Here is an 18,944-nt window from a genome sequence, read left to right as displayed (position 1 = left end):
CTACTCCCTATCGCGGCGGAACACCAGGGTTGTACGGCCCAGCGTCACACGTGCGCCATCGTGCAACGTCACGCGACGGATCGGCTGGCCGTTCACGAAAGTGCCGTTTGTCGACCCTAGATCAACCGCAACCACCTCCGGGCCCTCGACTCTGATCTCGGCATGGTGCCGGGAAACGCCCGGATCGACAAGCCGAAGATCACAATCGGTGCCCCGGCCGAGCAGCGTCACCGGGGTCGTCAGATCGTACGTGTGACTCGGCTGACCCTCCGTGCTCACCAGCAACCGCGGCCGGCCACCCGCGAACCCGCGCGGCGGCGGCGGCATGTCACTCATCGGCTGGCGGATCTCACCGCCCTCGACCGTCGAACCACGGATGACGCCCGAACGGATCCGGAACATCCCCGTCCGCAGGTCATCGGCGTTCTCGAACCGCACCCGCACCGGCCCGACGAAGGAGTAACCCTGCTCCTTCGCGTGCTCCCGCGCGAGATTGGCCAGCTCCTGGCTCAGGCTGTCGGCGTACACCTCCAACCGCTCACCGTCGGGGTGTGAGATCTCGACGACGAAGTCGTTCGGCACCAGCGTGCGACCCTGCGCCACGATCGCGGCGCGTTCGTCCATCTCGCGCTGAATGGCGCTGGCGACCTCGACGGGCTGGAGCTCCGACTTGAAAGCCCGCGCGAAAGCACCCTCGACCATGCCCTCGAGCCGACGCTCGAAGCGCTGTAGGACACCCACGTGCACCTCCCCTCTCCACTGCTAGACGATCGTATCTGTGCGTAGGTTCGTCCCGAGCAACCGATTCGGACCACGGAACGAATGGTGCTAACCTTTGGACGCGCCCGGGCGGGTGGCGGAACGGCAGACGCGCACGGTTCAGGTCCGTGTGTCCGAAAGGACGTGAGGGTTCAAATCCCTCCTCGCCCACTCGGTGTCGGGGTCAGTATGGTCGGAAGCGGAGCTTCCTTCCCCACTGACCCCTTCGTCATTCTGTCCGGGGGGACGACCCCCCGGGCCCCCCGAGGTGGGGGGCTTCGCCCCCCACGCCCCCTTTCGGGCTGGCGTTCGGCGCTCTGGTGGCTGTTGTCCTCGGCTTCTCTTTTTTGGGGCTTCGCCCCTTGCCCCCTCTTGGGCTTCGGTTGGTCCTTCGCTTCGTTTTAAAGATCTACGGGTGTGTGGGTTTGTTGTGGGTGGGGCTTCACCTTGGGTCGAAGACTTCAGGGCTGCAGGAGTTTGCTGAGGAGGGTGCGGAGTTGGTCACGCTCGGTGGGGGTCAGGCCGTGGAAGGTGTTCTCTAGGAACTTCGGTGCTCGCCGCCCGCGCCCGCGGCCTCGGCACCGTCTGGACCACCGCCCAAGGCCCCCTCGAACGCGAGCTTGCCAAGGCACTCGGCGTGCCGTACGACGAGGTCATGCTCGCCGCCTTCATCCCGCTCGCCTACACCATCGGAACCGACTTCAAGCCCGCTCGTCGCGTCCCGCGCGAGGAGGTTCTGCACTGGAACCGCTGGTAGGCATCATCGGTAATCCCGAAGGGTGATGTTCTCGGCGGCCTTACGGGCGATCTTGGAGGCCATGTTCTTGCCGGGCAGGTAGGGCATGACCTTGTAGTAGCGGTTGAGGAACGCGGCCAGGGCGCGGCTGCTCGGGACCATGAGCTTGGCGACGCCGTCGCCCATCTTCTGGCAGCCCTTCGCGTACTCCCGCATCTCCTGCTCGTAGCGTGCGAACGCCACCCGGTGGTCGCCGTGGGCGGCGGCCAGTTCGCCGGCGAGGACGTACGCGCCGACGAGGGCGAGGCCCGAGCCCATGCCCGACAAGGAGGACGGGCAGTACGCGGCGTCGCCGACCAGGGCGATCCGGCCGCGCGACCAGGAGTCCATGTGGACCTGGCCGACCGAGTCGAAGTAGAAGTCGGGTGCGTACTGCATCTCGCGGAGTAGCCGGTCGCTCTCCCAGCCGTTGCCGGTGAACTGTTCGGTGAGAACGGCCTGCTGTCGTGCCACGTCGCGGCGGTCGAGGTCCAGATCCGGTGAGCCGAAGTAGAACGCGGCCTTGGCCTCGGTGTTGTGGCGGGCGCTGTACAGCGCGACGAGCCGGTTGCCGGTGCGGTAGGCGTGTCCGGTGTGGTCGAGGTCGAGGAAGTTGGACGTGGTGAAGATTGCGCAGTAGACGCCCAGGTGCTTTACGAACTGCTCTTCCGGGCCGAAGGTCAGGCGGCGGGTGTTCGAGTGCAGGCCGTCGGCGCCGATGACCAGGTCGAACCTGCGCGGGGCGCTGCGCTCGAAGGTGACGTGCACGCCGTGGGCGTCCTCGGTGAGCGAGCCGATGGAGTCGCCGAAGATGTACTCGGTGTGCTGCCTGGTTGCGTCGTACAGGATGCGGGACAGGTCGCCGCGGAGGATCTCGATGTCGCCGGCGAACAGGTCGGCGGGCATCTTGGCCACCGCCCGGCCCTTGTCGTTGACGTACGACATGTAACCCATGCCGGTTCGGGCGCGTTCGAGGTCGGCGAGGATGCCCATGCGGCGCAGGACCGTCAGGTGCGCCTCGCCTCGGAAGTCGACCGCGTAGCCGCCGTCGCGGAGGGCCGGAGCACGCTCCACGATCGTGGGGGTGAAGCCGTGACGGTGGAGCCAGTAGGCGAGCGCGGGGCCGGCGACGGAGGCGCCGGAGATCAGGACGTTGAGGTTCTTCATGCCGGTGAGCTTCGCTGGGAGCGCTCACCGGCGGCTCACCCCGCGCTCACCGTCTCGACGACGGTCTCGGGGAGTCCCATCGCGCGGAGGGACTCCGGGGTGGCCGTCCCCATCACGGCCGCCGCGGACTCGGCGGCCTCCCGGTAGCGTGCCCGTGCCTCTGTGTGGTCGCCGCGCGCCTCGGCGACGCGGCCGAGGCCGGCGAGTGTACGCACCCGGTTGCCGGCGCTCTTGATCCAGTGCGGGTCGAGCCGCTCCAGCGCCTCGTCGTACCGTCGGCTCGCCTCGGCCGGGTCCCCCGCCGACAGCGCGATGTCGCCGAGCCCGCGCAGTGCCGCCGCCAGGCAGGTGGCGCTGCCTGCGCGGCGGGCGAGACCGGCGGCCTTCTCGTAGTCGGCGCGCGCCGCCGCCGCGTCGTGCGCGAGGAGGTGGTCACCCCGGTTGACCAGGAGGTCGGCGCTGTCCTCCAGGGCACCGAGCCGCTCGGTGAGGGCCAGCGCCTCGTCGGTCAACGCGAGGGCCGTCGCCCGGTCCCCGCGCGTGCCCGCCAGGCCGGCGAGCGAGTCGAGGGCCAGCGCGGTTCCCCACCGGTCGCCGAGCGAGCGGAACCCCTCGACGGCCGAGGCGAAGACGCGCTCGGCCGAGGTGGTGTCGCCCTCCCCGAGCGGCCCGAAGCCCGAGACGTACCGCGCGGCCGCCCGCACCCACGGGTCGGGGCGTTCGCACTGGGAGGCCACCAGCGCGAACGCGCCGTGGGCGTCCCCGTCGCCGGCGTTCCGCATCATCCACATGAGCAGGACGACCGGGTAGCGGCCCGGCTCGGTGCCGGACCACGCGGCGGTGAGGGCCTTCGCGGCCGGGACGCGGTGCCGCTGCCAGACCGGCCGCCCGCTCGCCGCCGACAGGACGCACATCACGTACTCCTCGCCGCGACCGGCGGGCTCGTCGCCGATCACGTCGAGCAACGCCGTCGCCTGGGCCGCGATCGAAGCGGACGCGCCGCGGATCCACAGGTAGTGGGAGGCCGCGGCGATCAGGTCGAGGGCCGTCTCCACGTCCTGGGCCTCGACCGCCCAGCGCACTGCCGCCAGGAGGTCCCCGTGCTCAGCCGCGAGGACGGGCAGCCACTCCAGCTGTTCAGCCCGGCGCAGATGCGGATCGGCGGTCCGCACCAGCTCCAGGAGATGCCGGGCGTGCGCACACCGTACCGGCTCGCCTTCCCGCGACGCGTCGAGCCGTTCGGCGGCGTAGGCGCGGATCGTCTCCAGCATCCGGTAGCGGCCGCCCGTGAACTCCAGGAGCGACTTGTCGAGCAGCGACTCCAGTGTGTCGGGGTCGGTGTCGCAGACGCGTACGGCGGACTCGGCAGTCGCGCCTCCGGCGAAGACGGCGAACCTGCGCGCGGCCCGTTGCTCGGGCTCGGGGAGCAGGTCCCAGCTCCACGCGACCACCGCGCGCAGCGTCCGATGCCGGTCGTCGACTCCGCGGCTGCCGCGCGCCGTGACACCGAGCCGGTCGTCCAGCCGTGCCGCGAGGTCGCCGACGTGCAGCGTCCGCAGGCGCGCCGCCGCGAGCTCGATCGCCAGCGGCAGGTCGTCGAGGGCCGCGCAGATCCGCCGTACGAGCTCGGGGTCGGCGGTGAAACCGCGCTGGACGGCCTGGGCGCGGTCGGTGAAGAGGCGTACGGCGGCCTGGGCGTCGAGCGGCCGCACCTGCATGAGGTGCTCGCCGATGACGCCGAGCGGTTCGCGGCTCGTGGCGAGGACGCGCAGGCGCGGGCAGGTCGCGAGCAGCCGCGCCGCGAGCGCGGCGGCGTCGTCGACGACGTGCTCGCAGTTGTCCAGGACGAGCAGGAGCACGCGGTCCGACAGGGCGGTGATCAGCCGGTCCAGCGGCGTCTGCGCGCCGCTTCCCAGGTGGAGCCCGTTCTCACGCAGGCCGAGCGCGCCCAGCAGCGCCTGCGGCAGCCCCGCGCCGTCGCGCAGCGACGCCAGCTCGACGAAGCAGACCTCGTCGGTCACGGCACCGGCGACCTGGACGGACAGCCGGGTCTTGCCGACGCCGCCGGGGCCGATCAGCGTGACCAGCCGGGCCACGCGCAGTAGGTCGGCGACCTCGGCCACCTCGTCGTCGCGGCCGACGAAGGCCGTCAGCGGGACGGGCGGCGCGGCCGGCGACGGCGACGGGTCGGCGCTCAGCAGCTCCCGGTGCAGCGCGGTCAGTTCGGCCGAGGGGTCGGCGCCCAGATCGTCCGCCAGACGCCGTCTCGTCGCCTCGAACACGACGAGGGCCTCGGCCTGCCCGCCCTCGGCGGCCAGCGCCCGCATCAGCAGCGCCGCCGGCCGTTCCCGGAGCGGGTGGCGGCCGACCAGTTCGCGCAACTCGGGGACGCGGTTCTCGCCGAGCCGCAGCTCGGCCTCGATCCGGCCCTCGAGCGCTCCGAGCCGCTGCTCCTCCAGCCGTACGGCGGCGGCCTGCGCCGTCTCGCCCTCGGCGATGTCGGCCAGCGCGGGGCCCCGCCACAGCTCCAGCGCGTCGCGGAGCAGCGTGACCGCGCGTTCCGCGTCGCCGTCGCGCAGCGCCGCCCGGCCGTCCTGAGCGAGCCGCTCGAAACGGCAGGCGTCCACGTCGTCCGGTGGCACCACGATCCGGTAACCCGCCCCGGCCCGCTCGATCGCGGCCTCGGAGCCCAGGGCCGTACGGAGCCGGGACACCTGGGACTGCAGCGCGTGTGCCGACAGTGCCCCGTCCGGGTCGATCTCGTCGCCCAGCCGGTCGGCCGACACGACCTCACCGGGGCGTACGAGCAGCAGGGTCAGCAGCGCGCGGCGGGCCGGCCCGCCCAGCGGAACCTCGGCTCCGTCATCGCGCCACGCCCGGGTCTCGCCGAGGATTCCGAACCGCATGCCGGTGATTATCCACCGGTGCCCGTAATGCCGGGATGGCCGCTGAGGGCGGGCCGGTCGGGTTCGCTCATCAGGGGGCGATCGGGCCGAGGTAGGTCCCGCCCGAGACGTCGATGGTCTGGCCCGTCACCCACCGCCCCTGCGGGCCCGCCAGGAACCCGACGACGTCGGCGACGTCCTCCGGCTCCCCGAGCCGCCCGAGCGCCGTGATCGCCTCGAGTCCGGCGACCATCTCGGGGATCGAGGTGTAGCCCGCGGTCATGTCGGTCCGCACCGCGCCGGGCGCGACCGTGTTCACGGTGATGCCGCGCCGGCCGAGCTCGTTGGCCAGCGATGGCGCCATCGACTCCAGGGCAGCCTTGCTGATCGTGTAGCCGATCTGCGTGGAGACCGCGAACCGGCTGGCCGTCGAGCCCATGTTGATGACGCGGCCGCCGTCGTTCAGCAGCGGCAGCGCGCGCTGGACCACGAAGAACGGAGTGGTGACGTTGATCGTGAGCACTCGGTCGAGTTCTTCGGGGGTGATCTGCGCGATCGGGCTGACCGAGCTGATGCCCGCGTTGTTGACGAGGATGTCCAGCCCACGTCCCGCCAGCCCCGCGGTCAGGCCCTCGAACAGCCGGTCCACGGCGCCGTCGTCGCCGAACCGCGCCCGGACGGTGAACGCCCGGCCGCCCGCCTCCTCGATCCGAGCCACGGTCTCCTTGGCCGCCGCGTCGTTGCCGCCGTAGTGGACGGCGACCAGCGCGCCCTCGGCCGCCAGCCGCAGCGCGACCGCCCGGCCGATCCCCCGCGAGCCACCCGTCACCAGCGCCGTCTTGCCGGTCAGTATCCCCATCGCCCTGCTCCTCACTCAGCGGCCGGTCCTCGGTGGATCCGGCGATGGGGCAACAGTGGCGGGGACCCCTCACCGCCCGCTCACCGCGCGCTCACCGCGTCGAGCCAGTCGCCGAACAGCGCGTGGACCGTGCCGGGACGGTCCAGGTGGACGTTGTGGCCGGCGCCGTCGAGGACGGCGTACGTCATGCGCGGATAGTGCTCCAGGAGAGCCTGCTGGTCCCGCCAGCCGACCAGGTGGTCCTGACGCCCCGTCACCAGGAGATGAGGGCCGTCGTGGGTGGTGAAGCGGGTCTCCGGCGTGACGGACAGCATGAGAGCCGTGGCGAGGTCTTCGGCGTCGCCGCGGTGATGGGCGCGGAGGCCGGGCAGCACGTGGTCGCGGAAGGCGACCCACCCCTCGGTGGTCTGCCAGAGGGCGACGTCGGCGAAGGTGGCGCGGTCGTCCGGGTCGAGTGACGCCAGCAGCTCGTCGTCGCGGGCGAGGACCTGCCGTAGGGGAAGGTCGCGCCGCCCGGCGGGCCGGATGGCCGGTGCGAGCAGGCACATGCCGATCACCTGCTCGCCGAGCTCGGCGACGACGTGGCGGGCCAGCTGCCCGCCGAAGGAGATGCCGGCGATCGCGAACGGCTCCGAGCCGACGGCCTCGCCGATGAAGGTCATCAGCTCCGCCGCCACGGCGTCGGCCGTGGCCGGGCCCCGCAGGCGGGGCGACCGGCCGTGGGCGGGCAGGTCGACGTACAACCGGCGCCAGCCCGCCCGGCCGGTGAACGCCGCCTCGAGGGGGAGCAGAAGCCGGTGGTCGATCGTGAACCCGTGCACCATCAGGATCGGGGTGCCATCGCCGAACCCGACGTGGTGGAGCGTCTCAGCCGTCATGGCGGCACTGTGCAAGGTTCACATCAGTGTGAGGGTCAACCGCTCACCTCAGAGGTGGCCGGCCAGGTCGGCGAGGAGGCGGCGCTTGGAACGGGCGCCCATGATCTGCTGGACCACCTGGCCGTCTCGGTAGAGGTTCAGCGTGGGGAAGCCCATGACGCCGTACCGCTCCACGATCTCCGGGTTCTCGTCACCGTTGATCTTGGCGATCCGGAGGCGGTCGCCGTACTCCGTCTCGATCTGCTCCAGGATCGGAGCGATCATCTTGCACGGAGGGCACCAATCCGCCCAGAAGTCGACCAGTATCGGCGTCTCGCCGCGGAGTACGTGCTCGTCGAAGTTCTCGCTGGTCAGCGTGATCATCTGTTCCCTCCGGGAAAAGGGCGCAGCCCGGGCAGGCCCGCGCCAGTTGGTCGGCCACGTCGATCCGCCGCGTGATCAGGCCGCGGATCTCGGCGTCGATCTCGGCGAGCTTGCGCCGGTAGACGGCGACCGACTCCGGGCAGGCGGAACCCGTCGACTGGCCCGACCGCAGGCAGTCCACGAACGGCCGGGCGTCCTCCAGCGTGAAACCCGCCGTCAGCAGCGAGCGGATCTCCACCACCAGGCGGAGGTCCGACTCGTCGTACTCCCGGTAGCCGTTCGCGGCACGGCGCGCGGGGAGCAGCCCCTGCTGCTCGTAGTAGCGGAGCGCCCGCGTGCTCACCCCGGCCCGCTCGGCCAGCTCACCGATCCGCACCGGTTCCTCCCTGATCCGTGGCCGTCAGCGACGGTAACCCTTCACACCGGCGTCAAGGTCAAGCCGCCCGGTGCCCGGATCGTACGCGGGTGGCCGCCCGTATCGACATATGAGACAACTGTCTTGTATAGCAAGATGGGGTCTAGAGTCGAGAGCCATGAGATCCCCCGTTCGCCGGGCGCTTGTGGGCGTCGGCTTGGTCGTCCTCGTCGCGGGATGCGGCGCCGTGTTCATGATGTCCAGCCGCCCCTGGGCGATGGTGGCGGTGCTCGCGGCGGGGATAGCGGCCGGCACCATCAACGCGATCGTCGGATCGGGATCATTGATCACCTTCCCGACGCTGCTCGCTGTGGGCCTGCCCCCCATCACCGCGAACGTCTCGAACAACATCGGCCTCGTCCCTGGCGGGGTCACCGGAGTCCTGGGATACCGCGCCGAGCTCGAGGGGCAGCGCGGCCGCCTCGCCCGGCTGGCTCCTGCCTCGGTGCTGGGTTCGCTGCTCGGCGGGTTGCTGCTGCTGAACCTGCCCGAACAGGCGTTCACCACCGTCGTCACCGTGCTGATCGGGCTGTCCTGCGTCATGGTCCTCATCCAGCCCAGGCTCAGCCGATGGCTGTCCGACCGGCCCCGGCGCGCGCACGGCGGACCATGGCTCCTGCTGGGCGTGTTCGCCGCCGGTGTCTACGGGGGTTACTTCGGTGCGGCTCAAGGCGTGCTGCTGGTCGGCCTGCTCGGCATCTTCCTCGACGAGCACCTGCAACGGGTCAACGCGGCCAAGAACGCCCTCACCCTGCTGGTGAACGCCACGGCGGCCGTGCTGTACATCCTGGTCGCCAAGGTCGACTGGCGGGCCGTGGCGCTCGTGGCGCTGGGGTCGATGGTCGGCGGCTACCTCGGCGCGCGTCTGGGACGCCGGCTCCCGGCGCCGATCCTGCGCGGCGTGATCGTCTGCGTGGGCGTGGTGGCGATCGTCAAACTCGTCTCCGGTTGACCGCGCACCGATGCCCTGTGCGGGCGAGGCGTCCGCCTCGCCCGCACAGGGCATCGGTGATCACTGCTTCAGGCCGTAGGCGTGGATGACAGGTCAGGGGCGCTGGCCCGGCCGGTCGACGATCGTCGGGGTGGCGTGCGTCTCGAGGTTGAGGATGGCACCCTTCTTGATCGTCGACCTGCCGTCCAGGGCCGTGGACGCGTGGTCCTTGACGGCGATGTCGCGCTCGCCGAGATAGGCGTACGTCTTGGGATCGATGAGGATCTCCACGAACAGGTAGCCCTCCTCGACGCGTCCCACCGCGATGGCCGGGCGTCCCTCCAGGTCGACGGTGTTCTTCCGCAGCGTGACACCGGAGATGCGGGCGATCGCCCGGTAGACCGCCGCCACGACCTTGGGCGGTGCAACGCCGTTCCGCAGGATGGCGCAGTACTGGCCGTAGAGCGCGGCTGCCCGCTCCTCCGCGTTTTTCGGTTTCATGCCGCCGATGAACTCGTGGGAGGCGACCCAGGCGTCGAGGGCCGCCGGGTCGGTCGGCAGGGCGGCGAGCAGCGGATAGTTGTGCTTCCAGAGCTGATTGCCGTTCTCGATCCGGAGCTTCCCGTCGCCGTACTGGCCCTCCTGCGTCCGGGCGATCTGTGTGCCGTCGGCACGCCACCACGTGCGCTCGACGAACTTCACGAGCGGCGTCTTCGGGGTGTTCACGCGGGTTCCGATCGCGGGAAAGCGCTGGTGGGACTCCACGTAGATCCATTGGTCCGGGCGGGGCGCGAACGGCCGGGAATCCGCGGCGCTGGCCGCGCGCTTCAGCACGTCCTCGGCATTGGCGACCGGGCCGGCGGGGATGATGGGGATCACCGGGCGCGGATGGCCGTGACCATCGGTGCCGCCGACGTTCTGCGCGATCGTGACACCGGCGGCGATCGCGACCGCGAGGGCGCCGACGACGCCCGCACGGGGCAGCCGGAACGGCCGGCGCGACGGCGTCGTCGCCGGGACACCCTGGGCGGCGGCGAGGAGGCGGCGACGCCCTTCGATCACCGCTGTGGAGGCGGGCGGCGGGACCTCGGCGCACATGCGCTCGAGCTCGTTCATGGGTGAACTCCTTCTCCGACGATCCGAGGGTCGGTGCCGCCGAGCGCGTCGCGGGTCTTCTTACGGGCCCGGTTGAGCCGGGAGTGGACGGTGCCCTTGGCGATGCCGAGGGCGGAGGCGATCTCGTCGGCGGACAGGCCGCCGGCAGCGGTGAGCAGCAGGACGTCGCGCTGTCCGCGTGGCAGCCTGGCGAGCGCCGCCGCGAGTTCGCGGCGTATGCCCTGCGCGCTGACGCGCTCGGTGACGCGCTCGCTCGGGGACTCGATCGCCGGGTCGACGCCGGTCTTGGCGATGAGCCGCCAGAAGCGGTCCTCCGCCCGGTGGTGCCGTCCGACCAGGTGGGTGGCGATGCCGTAGAGCCAGGGCCGGGCGTTCGAGAACGCCAGGTCGTAGCGGGCCCGCTGCCGGAAGGCGATCAGGAACGTCTCGGCCATCAGATCGTCGGCCTCGTCGCGGCCGAGCCGCCGGGCGAGGTACCGGTGGATCGTCGTGTGATGCCGGTCGTACAGGGCCGCGAACCGCTCCGGTTCGCGCAGCGAGGCCTCGATCACCTCGGCGTCCGTCTCGGCGCCCGCCTCGGCTCTCACGGGCTTCTCGTCTCGGTCATGCGACCCTCTCGGGTGGGGGATGTCACCTGTTGTTGCCGCGGCCGGTGACGCCGCTTCCCCGAGCGTCGCGTACGGGACGGATCAGCTCCTCCGGCGGCCCTTCTCCCGGCGTGCGGCGCGCCCTCCGAGCAGGGGCTTGCGCTCAGGACGGAGGCGCGGGGCCGGGTCCTGGCCGTTGACGACGGTGGGCTCGGCGGGCGGTTCGAGGCCAGTGGCGCGCCGGAGGAGAGCCCACAGGTGCCGGTTGACGTCGGCGGCGCGTTCGAGGGTCAGCAGGTGCCCGGCGCCGGGGATCACCGCGAGCTCGGCGCCGGGGATCTCGGCGGCGAGGGCCTCGGCGTGCCGTACGGGCGTGATCAGGTCCCGGTCGCCGACCATGACGAGCACGGGCACGCGCCCGAGCGCGGGCAGCGCGGCCCGTTTGTCGTACGCGATGAGCTCCTTGTAGAAGTCGGCGATCACCTCGATGGGGACGGAGCTCATCAGCCGGGTGGTGACCTCGGCGACCTCCTTCGACACGCGGGCGCCGAACAGGTACGACCGGGTCAGCACGAAGGACATCCCGCCGAGCGGCAGCCGGGCCGCGTCCACGAGCCGGGCCTGGTGGCGGAGCGTGGTCAGCGCGACGGGGACCATGCGGTGCAGGACGCGGGCCGTGCGCTCCGGCAGCCCGATCGTCACGGAGGACAGGTCGCCGGAGGAGGTCGCGGCGAGGAGCACGCCGACGATCCGCTCGCCGAACAGCTCCGGATGCGCCTCGGCGAGCCCGAGGATCGCCATGCCGCCCATCGAGTGGCCGACCAGGACGACCGGCCCCTCCCGCGCGGCCGCCTCGAGCACCGAGTACAGATCGCGGCCCAGCTGGTCGATGGTGGCGTTCGGCGGATCCCCCCAGCCGGATCGGCCGTGCCCGCGGAGGTCCCAGAGCACGGCGCGGGCCCGGCCGGCCAGCGCGTCCCGCTGGACGTGCCAGCTGGTGGAGTTGAGCAGGAACCCGTGGCAGAAGACGACGGTCACCCTGGCGTCGGCGGCCTCCTGTACCTCGACGTGCAGCCGGACGCCGTCATCCGCGGTGATCGTCGGCGTCCGGAGATCCGGCTGCCCCGCGTTCGGCCCCGCCCCGTCGGGAGATCCGTCTGGCCACCAGGTGCCCAGCACCTTGGTGATTTCCGTGAACGACATGGCCACCTCCGCCCGTTGCCGCTCCCAGTTGTTTACGGTGGCCCCTAACTCCAGTTTGGGTCATGGTGGAGGCATCGTCAAAGAGCGGGGCCGGATCGACGCAGCTCACGGCGTTGACGGAGGCGCCGTCCGGTACCAGGGCTGCTCTCCGGTCATCCGTCCGGTACGGGGGCTGCCACGGCGAGTCGTCCGTCCTCCTCCTCGGTGACGGTGGTGCCGAACGCGGCGCAGGCGGCGGCGAACCGCTTGTGGATCCAGGCGTGGTCGGCGCCGGTGGCGAGACGGGTACGGACGTACTCGAGCGTCAGCGGGACGGCGGTGAGCCCGGCGATCCGACGCCCCTCCAGTTTCACGTGGAACATGAGACCCAGATCGTTTCGCAATACCGGGTCCACGGCGTAGTCGTCGATGAGGTCGCCGAGGTCGTACAGGACGCGGCCGCCCACGCCGTGGAAGACATGCGCGGAGTGCCCGGCGACCAGCGTCGCCCCGGCGTCGACCAGCGCCCGCGCCGCCGCCCGTATGTACCGGAGGGGCTCGGTGGTCATGTTCGGGCCCCAGTGCGCCAGGACGAGCACGAGGACCCCGTCGGCGGACAGCGCGCGGATCCGGTCGGTGAGCCAGGCCGGGACCCCGTGGCGCAGGTCGGCGTACGCGACCCCGGGCCGGTCGGCGCAGGCGGCGAAGTCGGGCGGATGGTCGGTGACGCCGAGGACGGCCACACGCGCGTCCCCGAGGTCGAAGAGGGCGGGTTCGCGCGCCCGCGGCAGGTCGGGCCCCGCACCGACGGCCCGGATGCCTGCGTGGGCCAGGTGCGCGAGCGTGTCCGTCAGAGCCTCGTGGCCGTAGTCCAGCGCGTGGTTGTTGGCCAGCGTCACACCGTCGATCCCCAGGTCGGTGAGGGTGTCGACGGCTCGCGGCGGGGCGCGGAAGTGGAACGGTTTACCGGGGGCCGGCCAGGGCCGGCCGCGCGCGGACACGCAGCACTCGAGATTGATCAGCGACAGGTCGGCGGAACGGAACATCCGCCGCACCTCGTCGGCGAACAGCCCGTACGGCCCGGACACGGCGATTCGCTCCGCGACCCCGCGTCCCAGCATCGTGTCGCCGCCCAGGGCGACGGTGATGGCCACGCCGGACTCCCCCCATCAGGATCGCCGTGCGGGCTGCGCCCGGCCAAGGGCCGAAGGTCCCGCCCGACGGTCGAGGCACAGTTCTCCCGGGCGGCCTGGCCGCGATGTTTCGGGTGGCCCGGCGGCGATGTTTCCGGTGGCCTGGCGGCGATCGTCCACAGCCTGTGGACGGAGCCGTACCCTGGGACCATGCCGGAGCTGCCGGAGGTGGAGTCCCTCGCCGCCTTCCTGCGCGAGCACGCCGTCGGGCGGGCGATCGCGCGGATCGACGTGGCCGCCATCTCGTCGCTGAAGACGTACGATCCGCCGATCACCGCGCTGAACGGCCTGACCGTCACCGGGGTCGCACGCCACGGAAAGTTCATCGACCTGGACGTCGACGGCCTGCACCTGGTCATCCACCTGGCCCGCGCGGGCTGGCTGCGCTGGAAGGACGCGTTGCCGCCGGCGCCGCCCCGGCCGGGCAAGGGCCCGCTGGCCCTCCGGGTGCACCTCGACGACGGATCCGGGTTCGACCTGACCGAGGCGGGCACCCAGAAGAGGCTCGCGGTCTACGTCGTGCGCGGCGCCGCGGAGGTCCCGGGTGTCGCCTCGCTCGGCCCCGACCCGCTCACCGACGGCTTCACCGTGGACACGCTGAAGGGCATCCTCGAAGGCCGGCGCACCCAGATCAAGGGACTGCTGCGCGACCAGAGCGTGATCGCCGGCATCGGCAACGCCTACTCCGACGAGGTCCTGCACGTGGCGCGGATGTCGCCGTTCAAGCTGGCGGCGAGCTTCACGGACGAGGACGTCGCGACGCTGTACGACGCGATCGTCCGCACGCTCGGCGATGCCGTCGAGCGCTCCCGCGGCCTGGCGGCCAAGGACCTCAAGGGCGAGAAGAAGGAGGGCCTGCGGGTGCACGGCCGGGCAGGTCAGAAGTGCCCGGTGTGCGGCGACACGATCAGAGAGGTGTCGTTCGCGGACTCCGCCCTGCAGTACTGCCCGACCTGCCAGACGGGCGGCAAGCCCTTGGCCGACCGCCGGATGTCCCGCCTGCTCAAGTAGGCCGCGCGCGGCGAGCGGCGACTCCATCCGGGTGGGGACACCCTCCTGGTCGCCGCCGCCGAAGGTGACGCGCGGCCGGTCCTCGGCGACGCGAGCGACGCATTCGGGCGTGCACAGCGCCATGGCACGGTCGCCGTGGACCGCGTTCGGCGGATGGCCACCGGCCTGGTGGGCCGCTGCCGTCAGCGGGTGGTCACCCCTCCTGGCGGGCCGCCGTCGACCGTGTCAGCGGACGGCCGCGGCCCTGCCGGAGCGTCGGAGGCCCGTGCTCAGCGGACCGGCGGGTGCGGGCCGAACAGCAGGCCCAGGGTGCCCCACCGCTTGATCTCGCAGCCGTTCTTGCGGCTGAACGTCGAGTCGACCTTCTTGCCGTTCCAGGTGCCCGTGACCGTGGCGGTCTCGGGGCCGCCGTAGATCTGGGTGCACATCACGTTCTTGGGCGTCGGCGCGAACGGGTCCTTGCCCGCCGCGCCCGCCGTGGCGAGCGCCGCGCACGCCTCCTTGGCCTTGGCCAGGTCGCCGCCGACGGGGTCGCAGGTGAGCGTCCGCGTCTTGGCCTGCGACGTCTGCGACTCGCGCACGGTGATGGTCAGCCGGGTCTTTCCCGCCTGGCCCGGCGCCGATGATCCAGGGGTGGACGGCCCGCTCGGCTTGACCGTCGCGTTGTCCTGCCCGCTGCCGCAACCGCCCAGCAACAGGGCGGCGGCGATGCCGGGGATGGCGACGGCCGCTGGTCCCAGTCTGGTTAGAGATTGCCTCATGACGATTCGACGCCGGGCGCCGGCTCGTGGTTCCGTGGACTTGTGAATGCTTTCAGGGACCAGGTTCCCGCAGTTGAGGTCGCCAAGGTTCCGGACGACGCATACCTCCTGGACGTGCGCGAACTGGACGAGTGGAAGGCCGGGCACGCGCCTCGTGCGATCCACATCCCCCTCAGCCAGCTCGGCGCCCGCGCGTCCGAGGTGCCCACCGGCGAGGACGTCTTCGTCATCTGCCGGTCGGGGGCGCGATCGGCGTCGGTGGTCGCGGCTTTCAACAACGCCGGCTGGAAGACCGCGAACGTCTCGGGCGGCATGCACGCCTGGGTCGCGGCGGGCCGTCCGATGGTCAGTGAATCGGGCAGCGAGCCATACGTCGCCTGACGAGGTACATTAACGGCGGAAAAGTTCAGACCTCGCGGGAGCTCGGGCGACGACCGGGCTGAGAGGGCGGCTACGCACGTGCCGCCGACCGCTCGAACCTGACCGGGTAATGCCGGCGTAGGGAGTGTGCCTTGAGCACTGCCGTCGACGAACGTCCCCTCGACAACGAGGCCCCGTACACCCTCGACCAGCCCGCTCCCAAGGTCCTCAGTTTCTGGGACCAGAGTGCCTTCTGGGCCAACCTGGGCGTGAGCCTCCTCGCCTTCTCCGGCGCCTACTCGGTGCTCGCGCCGGACGCCCAGGGCAACCCTCGGCTCCCCATCGTCGCGGGGATCGTCGCCATGGTCGTCGGCACCGTGATCGGCGGGATCATGCTCGGCCTGGCGGCCGTGTCCGGCACCCGTGCCGGCGTCCCGGCGATGATGCTGCTGCGCGGCCTGTTCGGCACGCGCCTCTCGTACGTCCCCACCCTGATGAACATCCTGCAGATGATCGGCTGGGGCACCTTCGAGCTGGTCACGATCGCGGGCGCGGCCAAGGAACTCGTCGGCGGCGGCCCGCACTGGGCGTACGTCATCGTCGCGGGCGTGGTCACGACCGTGCTGACCATCTGGCCGCTCGGCTCGGTCCGGGTCCTGCGCCGGTACGTCACGGCGGCGGTCGTCCTGGCCCTCGCCTACTTCTATGTGCAGCTCGTCCGCCAGCCTCTGCCGAACCTCACCCATGGGTCGTGGAGCCACTTCTGGATCGGCGCGGACGCCGCGCTGGCCGTCTCCATCTCCTGGGTGCCCATGGCGGCCGACTACACGCGGCACTCCCGCTCCGAGCGGGCGTCGTTCGGCGCCGCGAGCGTGGCGTACGGGCTGACGCAGGTCGTCGCGTACGTCCTGGGCCTGCTGGCGCTCGCCCTGGTCGCCGGCGACTCGTCCAAGGTGTTCGGCCCGTTCCAGCACGTCGCCCTCGGCACGCTGTTCTTCGCGGTGTTCGTCCTGCGCGAGGTCGACCAGTCGTTCGCGAACGTCTACTCGACCGCGGTCTCGATCCAGAACCTCGTGCCCCGCGTGGACCGGCGGCTGCTCACCATCGCGCTGGGTGCCCTGACGACGCTGCTCGCCCTCGTCCTGAACATGAACAACTACTCGGGCTTCCTCACGCTGATCGGGTCGGTGTTCGTGCCGATGCTCGGCGTGCTGGCCGTGGACTTCTTCTGCTTCACCGGGCGGCGCGGCTGGGACGTCTCCGACCGGGCGCCCGCCCGCTGGGGGATGGTCGTCGCGTGGGCGGCGGGCATCGCGACGTACCAGCTCATCAACCCCGGTCAGGTCGGATGGTGGTCGCGGATGTGGACGCACGCGCAGAGCGCGCTGCACTTCACTCCGGCGGACTGGATGAGCGCCTCGCTCCTGTCCTTCGCCGTCGCGGCGGCGGTCACCGGCGCGATCGGTCTCATTCGCCGATGACCAGGGAGGTCGGTCGGGGTGGCCGGGAGGTCGGTCGGGGCGAGCTGGTCGTGGCTAGCTGGTCGGGGGGAAGACGGCAAATCGCACGTCACGGCGTCGTCGCGCCCGTCATGATGGGGGTACGGAGTGGCGGGAGGCGATCACGATGGCGCAGTGTGATCACGACTGGGTGCAGACGGCGCCCAACCAGAAACGATGCCGCAAGTGTGGATTGGTGCTGACCTTCGCATAGGGACGCGGTGCGGGTGGCACTATGGGCCGCGTGAGCTCGTCTGACGCGATGATGCGTGCGGCTGTGGACTCCTCCGCCGACGCGATGATCGCGTTGGGGGCCGACCTGACCGTCCGGCTGTGGAACCCTGCCGCCGAGCGGATGTTCGGCTGGACGGCGGATGAGGTGCTGGGCCGGCCGATGCGCATCGTCCCCGAGGAGCACACCGCGGAGCACCGCGCCGTGCTCGAACGCGTCCGCGAGGGCGGTCACATCTCGTTCCTCACCCGGCGACTGCACCGCGACGGCCGGCTGATCGACACCCGGGCGGTCGCCAGCGCCATGCGCGGCGAGGACGGTGAGTTCCTCGGCTGGGTCGGCCTCTACCGCCCGGTGCGGGAGGACGAGGCCGTTCAGCACCAGACCGCCGAGCGCATCCGTCTCGTGCGGCGGCTCAACGACGTGGTGGCCGACCTCAACACCGAGCTGGAGCTTCCCGCGGTCCTCGACCGCGTCACGTCGGGTCTTATCGAGCTCACCGGCGCGGACGCGGCCGGCTTCGTCGTCATCGAGCAGGCCACCAACACCCTGCGGCTGGTCAGCATGACCGGGCTGCCCCGGCGGCTGCGCGGGGCGACCGCCGACCTCCGCTCCAGCCTCGTCGGCGAGCTGCTGCGCTCCGGCCGCACCGTCATGCTGGCCACGGCCGACACGCGCAGCCTCAGCGACCTGATCTGGTCCGAGCTCGACGGCCTGCACACGATCGCCGTGGGCATCTCGAACGTTCAGGGCAGCCCGTACGGCGCGTTGTACGCCCTGTTCTCCCGGCGCAAGGCGGGCCACATCGAGCTGGAGCTCCTCGAGCTGTTCGCCGGGCACGCCGGTGTCGTCCTCGGCAACGCCATGAACTACGCCGAGGTGGTCCGGCAGCGCAGGCACGAGCGGGCGGTGATCGAGGCCAGCGCGGACGGCATCGCGGTGCTCGACCGCGACGGCGTCGTCCAGCGGTGGAATCCCGCGGCGCACGCGATCACCGGCCTCGCCTCCGAGGACGTCATCGGCCGGCCGCTGCCGTTCGCGCTGCCCGCTCCGGGCGGCGAGTCGACGATCCAGCTGGAGTCCGGCACCTGGTTGAACGTCCTGCACACCGAGATCGAGGGCCACGACGAGGTGGTCGTCGACTTCCGCGACGTCACCGAGGCCAAGTCCCTCGAAGCGGCCAAGGACCTCTTCCTGTCCATGACCAGCCACGAGCTGCGCACGCCGATCACGGTCGTGCAGGGATTCGCCAAGACGCTGGTCGACCGGTGGGAGAAGCTCGACGAGGCCGACCGGCGGCGCGCGGTCGCGACGATCGCCGACCGCGCGGACGCCCTCGGCCGTCTCGTCGACAACCTGCTGTACTCCCGCGCGGTGCCGGACGGGCTGAGCGTCACGAGCGAGCCGTTCGACCTGGGGCGGCTGCTGCGCGGCGCGGCGTACGGCTTCCGCGGCGTGTCCGAGCGTCACCTGGTCGAGCTGGAGATCGCCGAGGACCTGCCGCCGGCTCTCGGCGACTCCATGGCGACGGACATCATCGTCGGTCAGCTGCTGGAGAACGCCGTGAAGTACTCACCGGAGGGCGGCGTGATCACGGTCCGTGCGGGCGTCGACGGCGACGCCATCGTGGTGATGGTGGAGGACGACGGGATCGGGATCGCCGCCGGCGACCGCGAGCGCGTCTTCGAGCGTTTCGTCCAGGGCGAGGCGGGGGACCGCCGTCGTTTCGGGGGCCTTGGACTCGGGCTGTACATCGTGCGCCGGCTGGCCCGCGCGCAGCAGGGCGACGTCTCCGCGCACCCGCGCGCGGACGGGCTGGGAGGCACCTGCATGCGGTTTACCCTCCCCCGTTTTGGTGACTCTGTGTGACAGTTCATACTGGTGCATACCGCGCAAATGGGCTGATCTTCGCAGCGTGGCGGAGGTCACAGTTACACGTGGTGTTGGTAACAGATTCCTGTGGCGCGGTTT

General features: G+C 71.4%; 17 protein-coding genes, 1 tRNA gene, 1 pseudogene and 1 riboswitch. Of the genes and pseudogenes, 7 read left to right on the top strand and 12 right to left on the bottom strand.

The features are described from left to right. Complete coding sequence (locus AB0I04_RS10690; protein WP_360882403.1) at positions 1 to 741, bottom strand: DUF3662 and FHA domain-containing protein; 741 nt, start codon at positions 739 to 741, stop codon at positions 1 to 3. A 106-nt stretch (positions 742 to 847) separates the two neighbouring features. On the opposite strand from AB0I04_RS10690, the gene AB0I04_RS10685 reads away from it, so the two are divergent. Together AB0I04_RS10685 and AB0I04_RS10680 are read left to right on the top strand one after the other, a co-directional pair. After that, a tRNA-Leu gene (locus tag AB0I04_RS10685) sits at positions 848 to 930 on the top strand. Positions 931 to 1,309: 379 nt separating this feature from the next. Continuing rightward, entirely contained in the window at positions 1,310 to 1,516 is a 207-nt protein-coding gene (locus AB0I04_RS10680; RefSeq protein ID WP_360881935.1) for a hypothetical protein, read from the top strand. Positions 1,517 to 1,519: 3 nt separating this feature from the next. Here the strand turns inward: AB0I04_RS10680 and AB0I04_RS10675 are convergent, their stop codons facing one another. From AB0I04_RS10675 to AB0I04_RS10650, 6 genes and pseudogenes are all read right to left on the bottom strand, one after another. Continuing rightward, entirely contained in the window at positions 1,520 to 2,701 is a 1,182-nt protein-coding gene (locus tag AB0I04_RS10675; protein WP_360881933.1) for an FAD-dependent monooxygenase, read from the bottom strand. A 35-nt stretch (positions 2,702 to 2,736) separates the two neighbouring features. Continuing rightward, positions 2,737 to 5,607 (bottom strand): BTAD domain-containing putative transcriptional regulator, encoded by a 2,871-nt coding sequence (locus tag AB0I04_RS10670; RefSeq protein ID WP_360881931.1) that lies wholly within the window; start codon positions 5,605 to 5,607, stop codon positions 2,737 to 2,739. 70 nt (positions 5,608 to 5,677) lie between these two features. Continuing rightward, the gene (locus AB0I04_RS10665) at positions 5,678 to 6,445 is read right to left on the bottom strand and encodes an SDR family oxidoreductase (RefSeq protein ID WP_360881929.1); all 768 of its coding nucleotides are present in this window, start codon (positions 6,443 to 6,445) and stop codon (positions 5,678 to 5,680) included. A gap of 80 nt (positions 6,446 to 6,525) precedes the next feature. After that, on the bottom strand, positions 6,526 to 7,323 hold the full coding sequence (locus tag AB0I04_RS10660; protein ID WP_360881927.1) for an alpha/beta hydrolase: 798 nt from the start codon (positions 7,321 to 7,323) through the stop codon (positions 6,526 to 6,528). A 48-nt stretch (positions 7,324 to 7,371) separates the two neighbouring features. Beyond that, a complete protein-coding gene (gene trxA, locus AB0I04_RS10655) occupies positions 7,372 to 7,686 on the bottom strand; it encodes a thioredoxin (protein ID WP_360881925.1) in 315 nt (104 codons plus the stop codon). A 196-nt stretch (positions 7,687 to 7,882) separates the two neighbouring features. Beyond that, positions 7,883 to 8,062, bottom strand: a pseudogene (locus AB0I04_RS10650) (MerR family transcriptional regulator); the annotation flags it as partial. Positions 8,063 to 8,297: 235 nt separating this feature from the next. Between AB0I04_RS10650 and AB0I04_RS10645 the strand changes: the two are divergent. Then, on the top strand, positions 8,298 to 9,053 hold the full coding sequence (locus AB0I04_RS10645; RefSeq protein WP_360882401.1) for a sulfite exporter TauE/SafE family protein: 756 nt from the start codon (positions 8,298 to 8,300) through the stop codon (positions 9,051 to 9,053). Between the two features lie 93 nt (positions 9,054 to 9,146). Here the strand turns inward: AB0I04_RS10645 and AB0I04_RS10640 are convergent, their stop codons facing one another. From AB0I04_RS10640 to AB0I04_RS10625, 4 genes are all read right to left on the bottom strand, one after another. After that, entirely contained in the window at positions 9,147 to 10,148 is a 1,002-nt protein-coding gene (locus AB0I04_RS10640; RefSeq protein ID WP_360881923.1) for a CU044_5270 family protein, read from the bottom strand. Next, positions 10,145 to 10,735 (bottom strand): RNA polymerase sigma factor, encoded by a 591-nt coding sequence (locus tag AB0I04_RS10635; RefSeq protein WP_360881921.1) that lies wholly within the window; start codon positions 10,733 to 10,735, stop codon positions 10,145 to 10,147. The genes AB0I04_RS10640 and AB0I04_RS10635 overlap by 4 nt, the downstream gene beginning before the upstream one ends. Positions 10,736 to 10,837: 102 nt before the next feature. Further along, positions 10,838 to 11,938 carry an alpha/beta fold hydrolase gene (locus tag AB0I04_RS10630; protein ID WP_360881919.1) on the bottom strand — a complete coding sequence of 367 codons (1,101 nt, stop codon included), beginning with the start codon at positions 11,936 to 11,938 and terminating at the stop codon, positions 10,838 to 10,840. A 152-nt stretch (positions 11,939 to 12,090) separates the two neighbouring features. Then, positions 12,091 to 13,071, bottom strand: coding sequence for a CapA family protein (locus AB0I04_RS10625; protein ID WP_360881917.1), 981 nt, complete (start codon positions 13,069 to 13,071; stop codon positions 12,091 to 12,093). 189 nt (positions 13,072 to 13,260) lie between these two features. On the opposite strand from AB0I04_RS10625, the gene AB0I04_RS10620 reads away from it, so the two are divergent. Next, complete coding sequence (locus AB0I04_RS10620) at positions 13,261 to 14,121, top strand: DNA-formamidopyrimidine glycosylase family protein (RefSeq protein ID WP_360881915.1); 861 nt, start codon at positions 13,261 to 13,263, stop codon at positions 14,119 to 14,121. Between the two features lie 269 nt (positions 14,122 to 14,390). On the opposite strand, the gene AB0I04_RS10615 is transcribed toward AB0I04_RS10620, so the two are convergent. Continuing rightward, positions 14,391 to 14,882 carry an SSI family serine proteinase inhibitor gene (locus tag AB0I04_RS10615; RefSeq protein ID WP_360881913.1) on the bottom strand — a complete coding sequence of 164 codons (492 nt, stop codon included), beginning with the start codon at positions 14,880 to 14,882 and terminating at the stop codon, positions 14,391 to 14,393. 42 nt (positions 14,883 to 14,924) lie between these two features. Here AB0I04_RS10615 and AB0I04_RS10610 point away from each other — a divergent pair, with 42 nt between their 5' ends. From AB0I04_RS10610 to AB0I04_RS10600, 3 genes are all read left to right on the top strand, one after another. Next, positions 14,925 to 15,263, top strand: a complete 339-nt coding sequence (locus tag AB0I04_RS10610; RefSeq protein WP_360881911.1) for a rhodanese-like domain-containing protein — start codon at positions 14,925 to 14,927, stop codon at positions 15,261 to 15,263. Positions 15,264 to 15,287: 24 nt separating this feature from the next. After that, a riboswitch (TPP riboswitch) is annotated at positions 15,288 to 15,404 on the top strand. Beyond that, positions 15,395 to 16,723 (top strand): cytosine permease, encoded by a 1,329-nt coding sequence (locus AB0I04_RS10605; RefSeq protein ID WP_360881909.1) that lies wholly within the window; start codon positions 15,395 to 15,397, stop codon positions 16,721 to 16,723. It overlaps the preceding riboswitch by 10 nt. Before the next feature lie 253 nt (positions 16,724 to 16,976). After that, complete coding sequence (locus AB0I04_RS10600; RefSeq protein ID WP_360881907.1) at positions 16,977 to 18,842, top strand: PAS domain S-box protein; 1,866 nt, start codon at positions 16,977 to 16,979, stop codon at positions 18,840 to 18,842. Positions 18,843 to 18,944: the final 102 nt, after the last annotated feature.

Origin of the sequence: Actinoallomurus sp. NPDC050550 (assembly GCF_040655075.1) — a bacterium.
Lineage (GTDB): Bacteria > Actinomycetota > Actinomycetes > Streptosporangiales > Streptosporangiaceae > Actinoallomurus.
This window is presented reverse-complemented; position numbering and strand designations above follow the sequence as displayed.

Excerpts from the sequence above, each read along its gene's own strand:
- AB0I04_RS10675 (WP_360881933.1), bottom strand. The coding sequence starts at position 2,701 with ATGAAGAACCTCAACGTCCTGATCTCCGGCGCCTCCGTCGCCGGCCCC.
- AB0I04_RS10670 (WP_360881931.1), bottom strand. The coding sequence starts at position 5,607 with ATGCGGTTCGGAATCCTCGGCGAGACCCGGGCGTGGCGCGATGACGGA.
- AB0I04_RS10665 (WP_360881929.1), bottom strand. The coding sequence starts at position 6,445 with ATGGGGATACTGACCGGCAAGACGGCGCTGGTGACGGGTGGCTCGCGG.
- AB0I04_RS10660 (WP_360881927.1), bottom strand. The coding sequence starts at position 7,323 with ATGACGGCTGAGACGCTCCACCACGTCGGGTTCGGCGATGGCACCCCG.
- trxA (WP_360881925.1), bottom strand. The coding sequence starts at position 7,686 with ATGATCACGCTGACCAGCGAGAACTTCGACGAGCACGTACTCCGCGGC.
- AB0I04_RS10645 (WP_360882401.1), top strand. The coding sequence starts at position 8,298 with ATGTCCAGCCGCCCCTGGGCGATGGTGGCGGTGCTCGCGGCGGGGATA.
- AB0I04_RS10640 (WP_360881923.1), bottom strand. The coding sequence starts at position 10,148 with ATGAACGAGCTCGAGCGCATGTGCGCCGAGGTCCCGCCGCCCGCCTCC.
- AB0I04_RS10630 (WP_360881919.1), bottom strand. The coding sequence starts at position 11,938 with ATGTCGTTCACGGAAATCACCAAGGTGCTGGGCACCTGGTGGCCAGAC.
- AB0I04_RS10620 (WP_360881915.1), top strand. The coding sequence starts at position 13,261 with ATGCCGGAGCTGCCGGAGGTGGAGTCCCTCGCCGCCTTCCTGCGCGAG.
- AB0I04_RS10615 (WP_360881913.1), bottom strand. The coding sequence starts at position 14,882 with ATGAGGCAATCTCTAACCAGACTGGGACCAGCGGCCGTCGCCATCCCC.
- AB0I04_RS10600 (WP_360881907.1), top strand. The coding sequence starts at position 16,977 with ATGGGCCGCGTGAGCTCGTCTGACGCGATGATGCGTGCGGCTGTGGAC.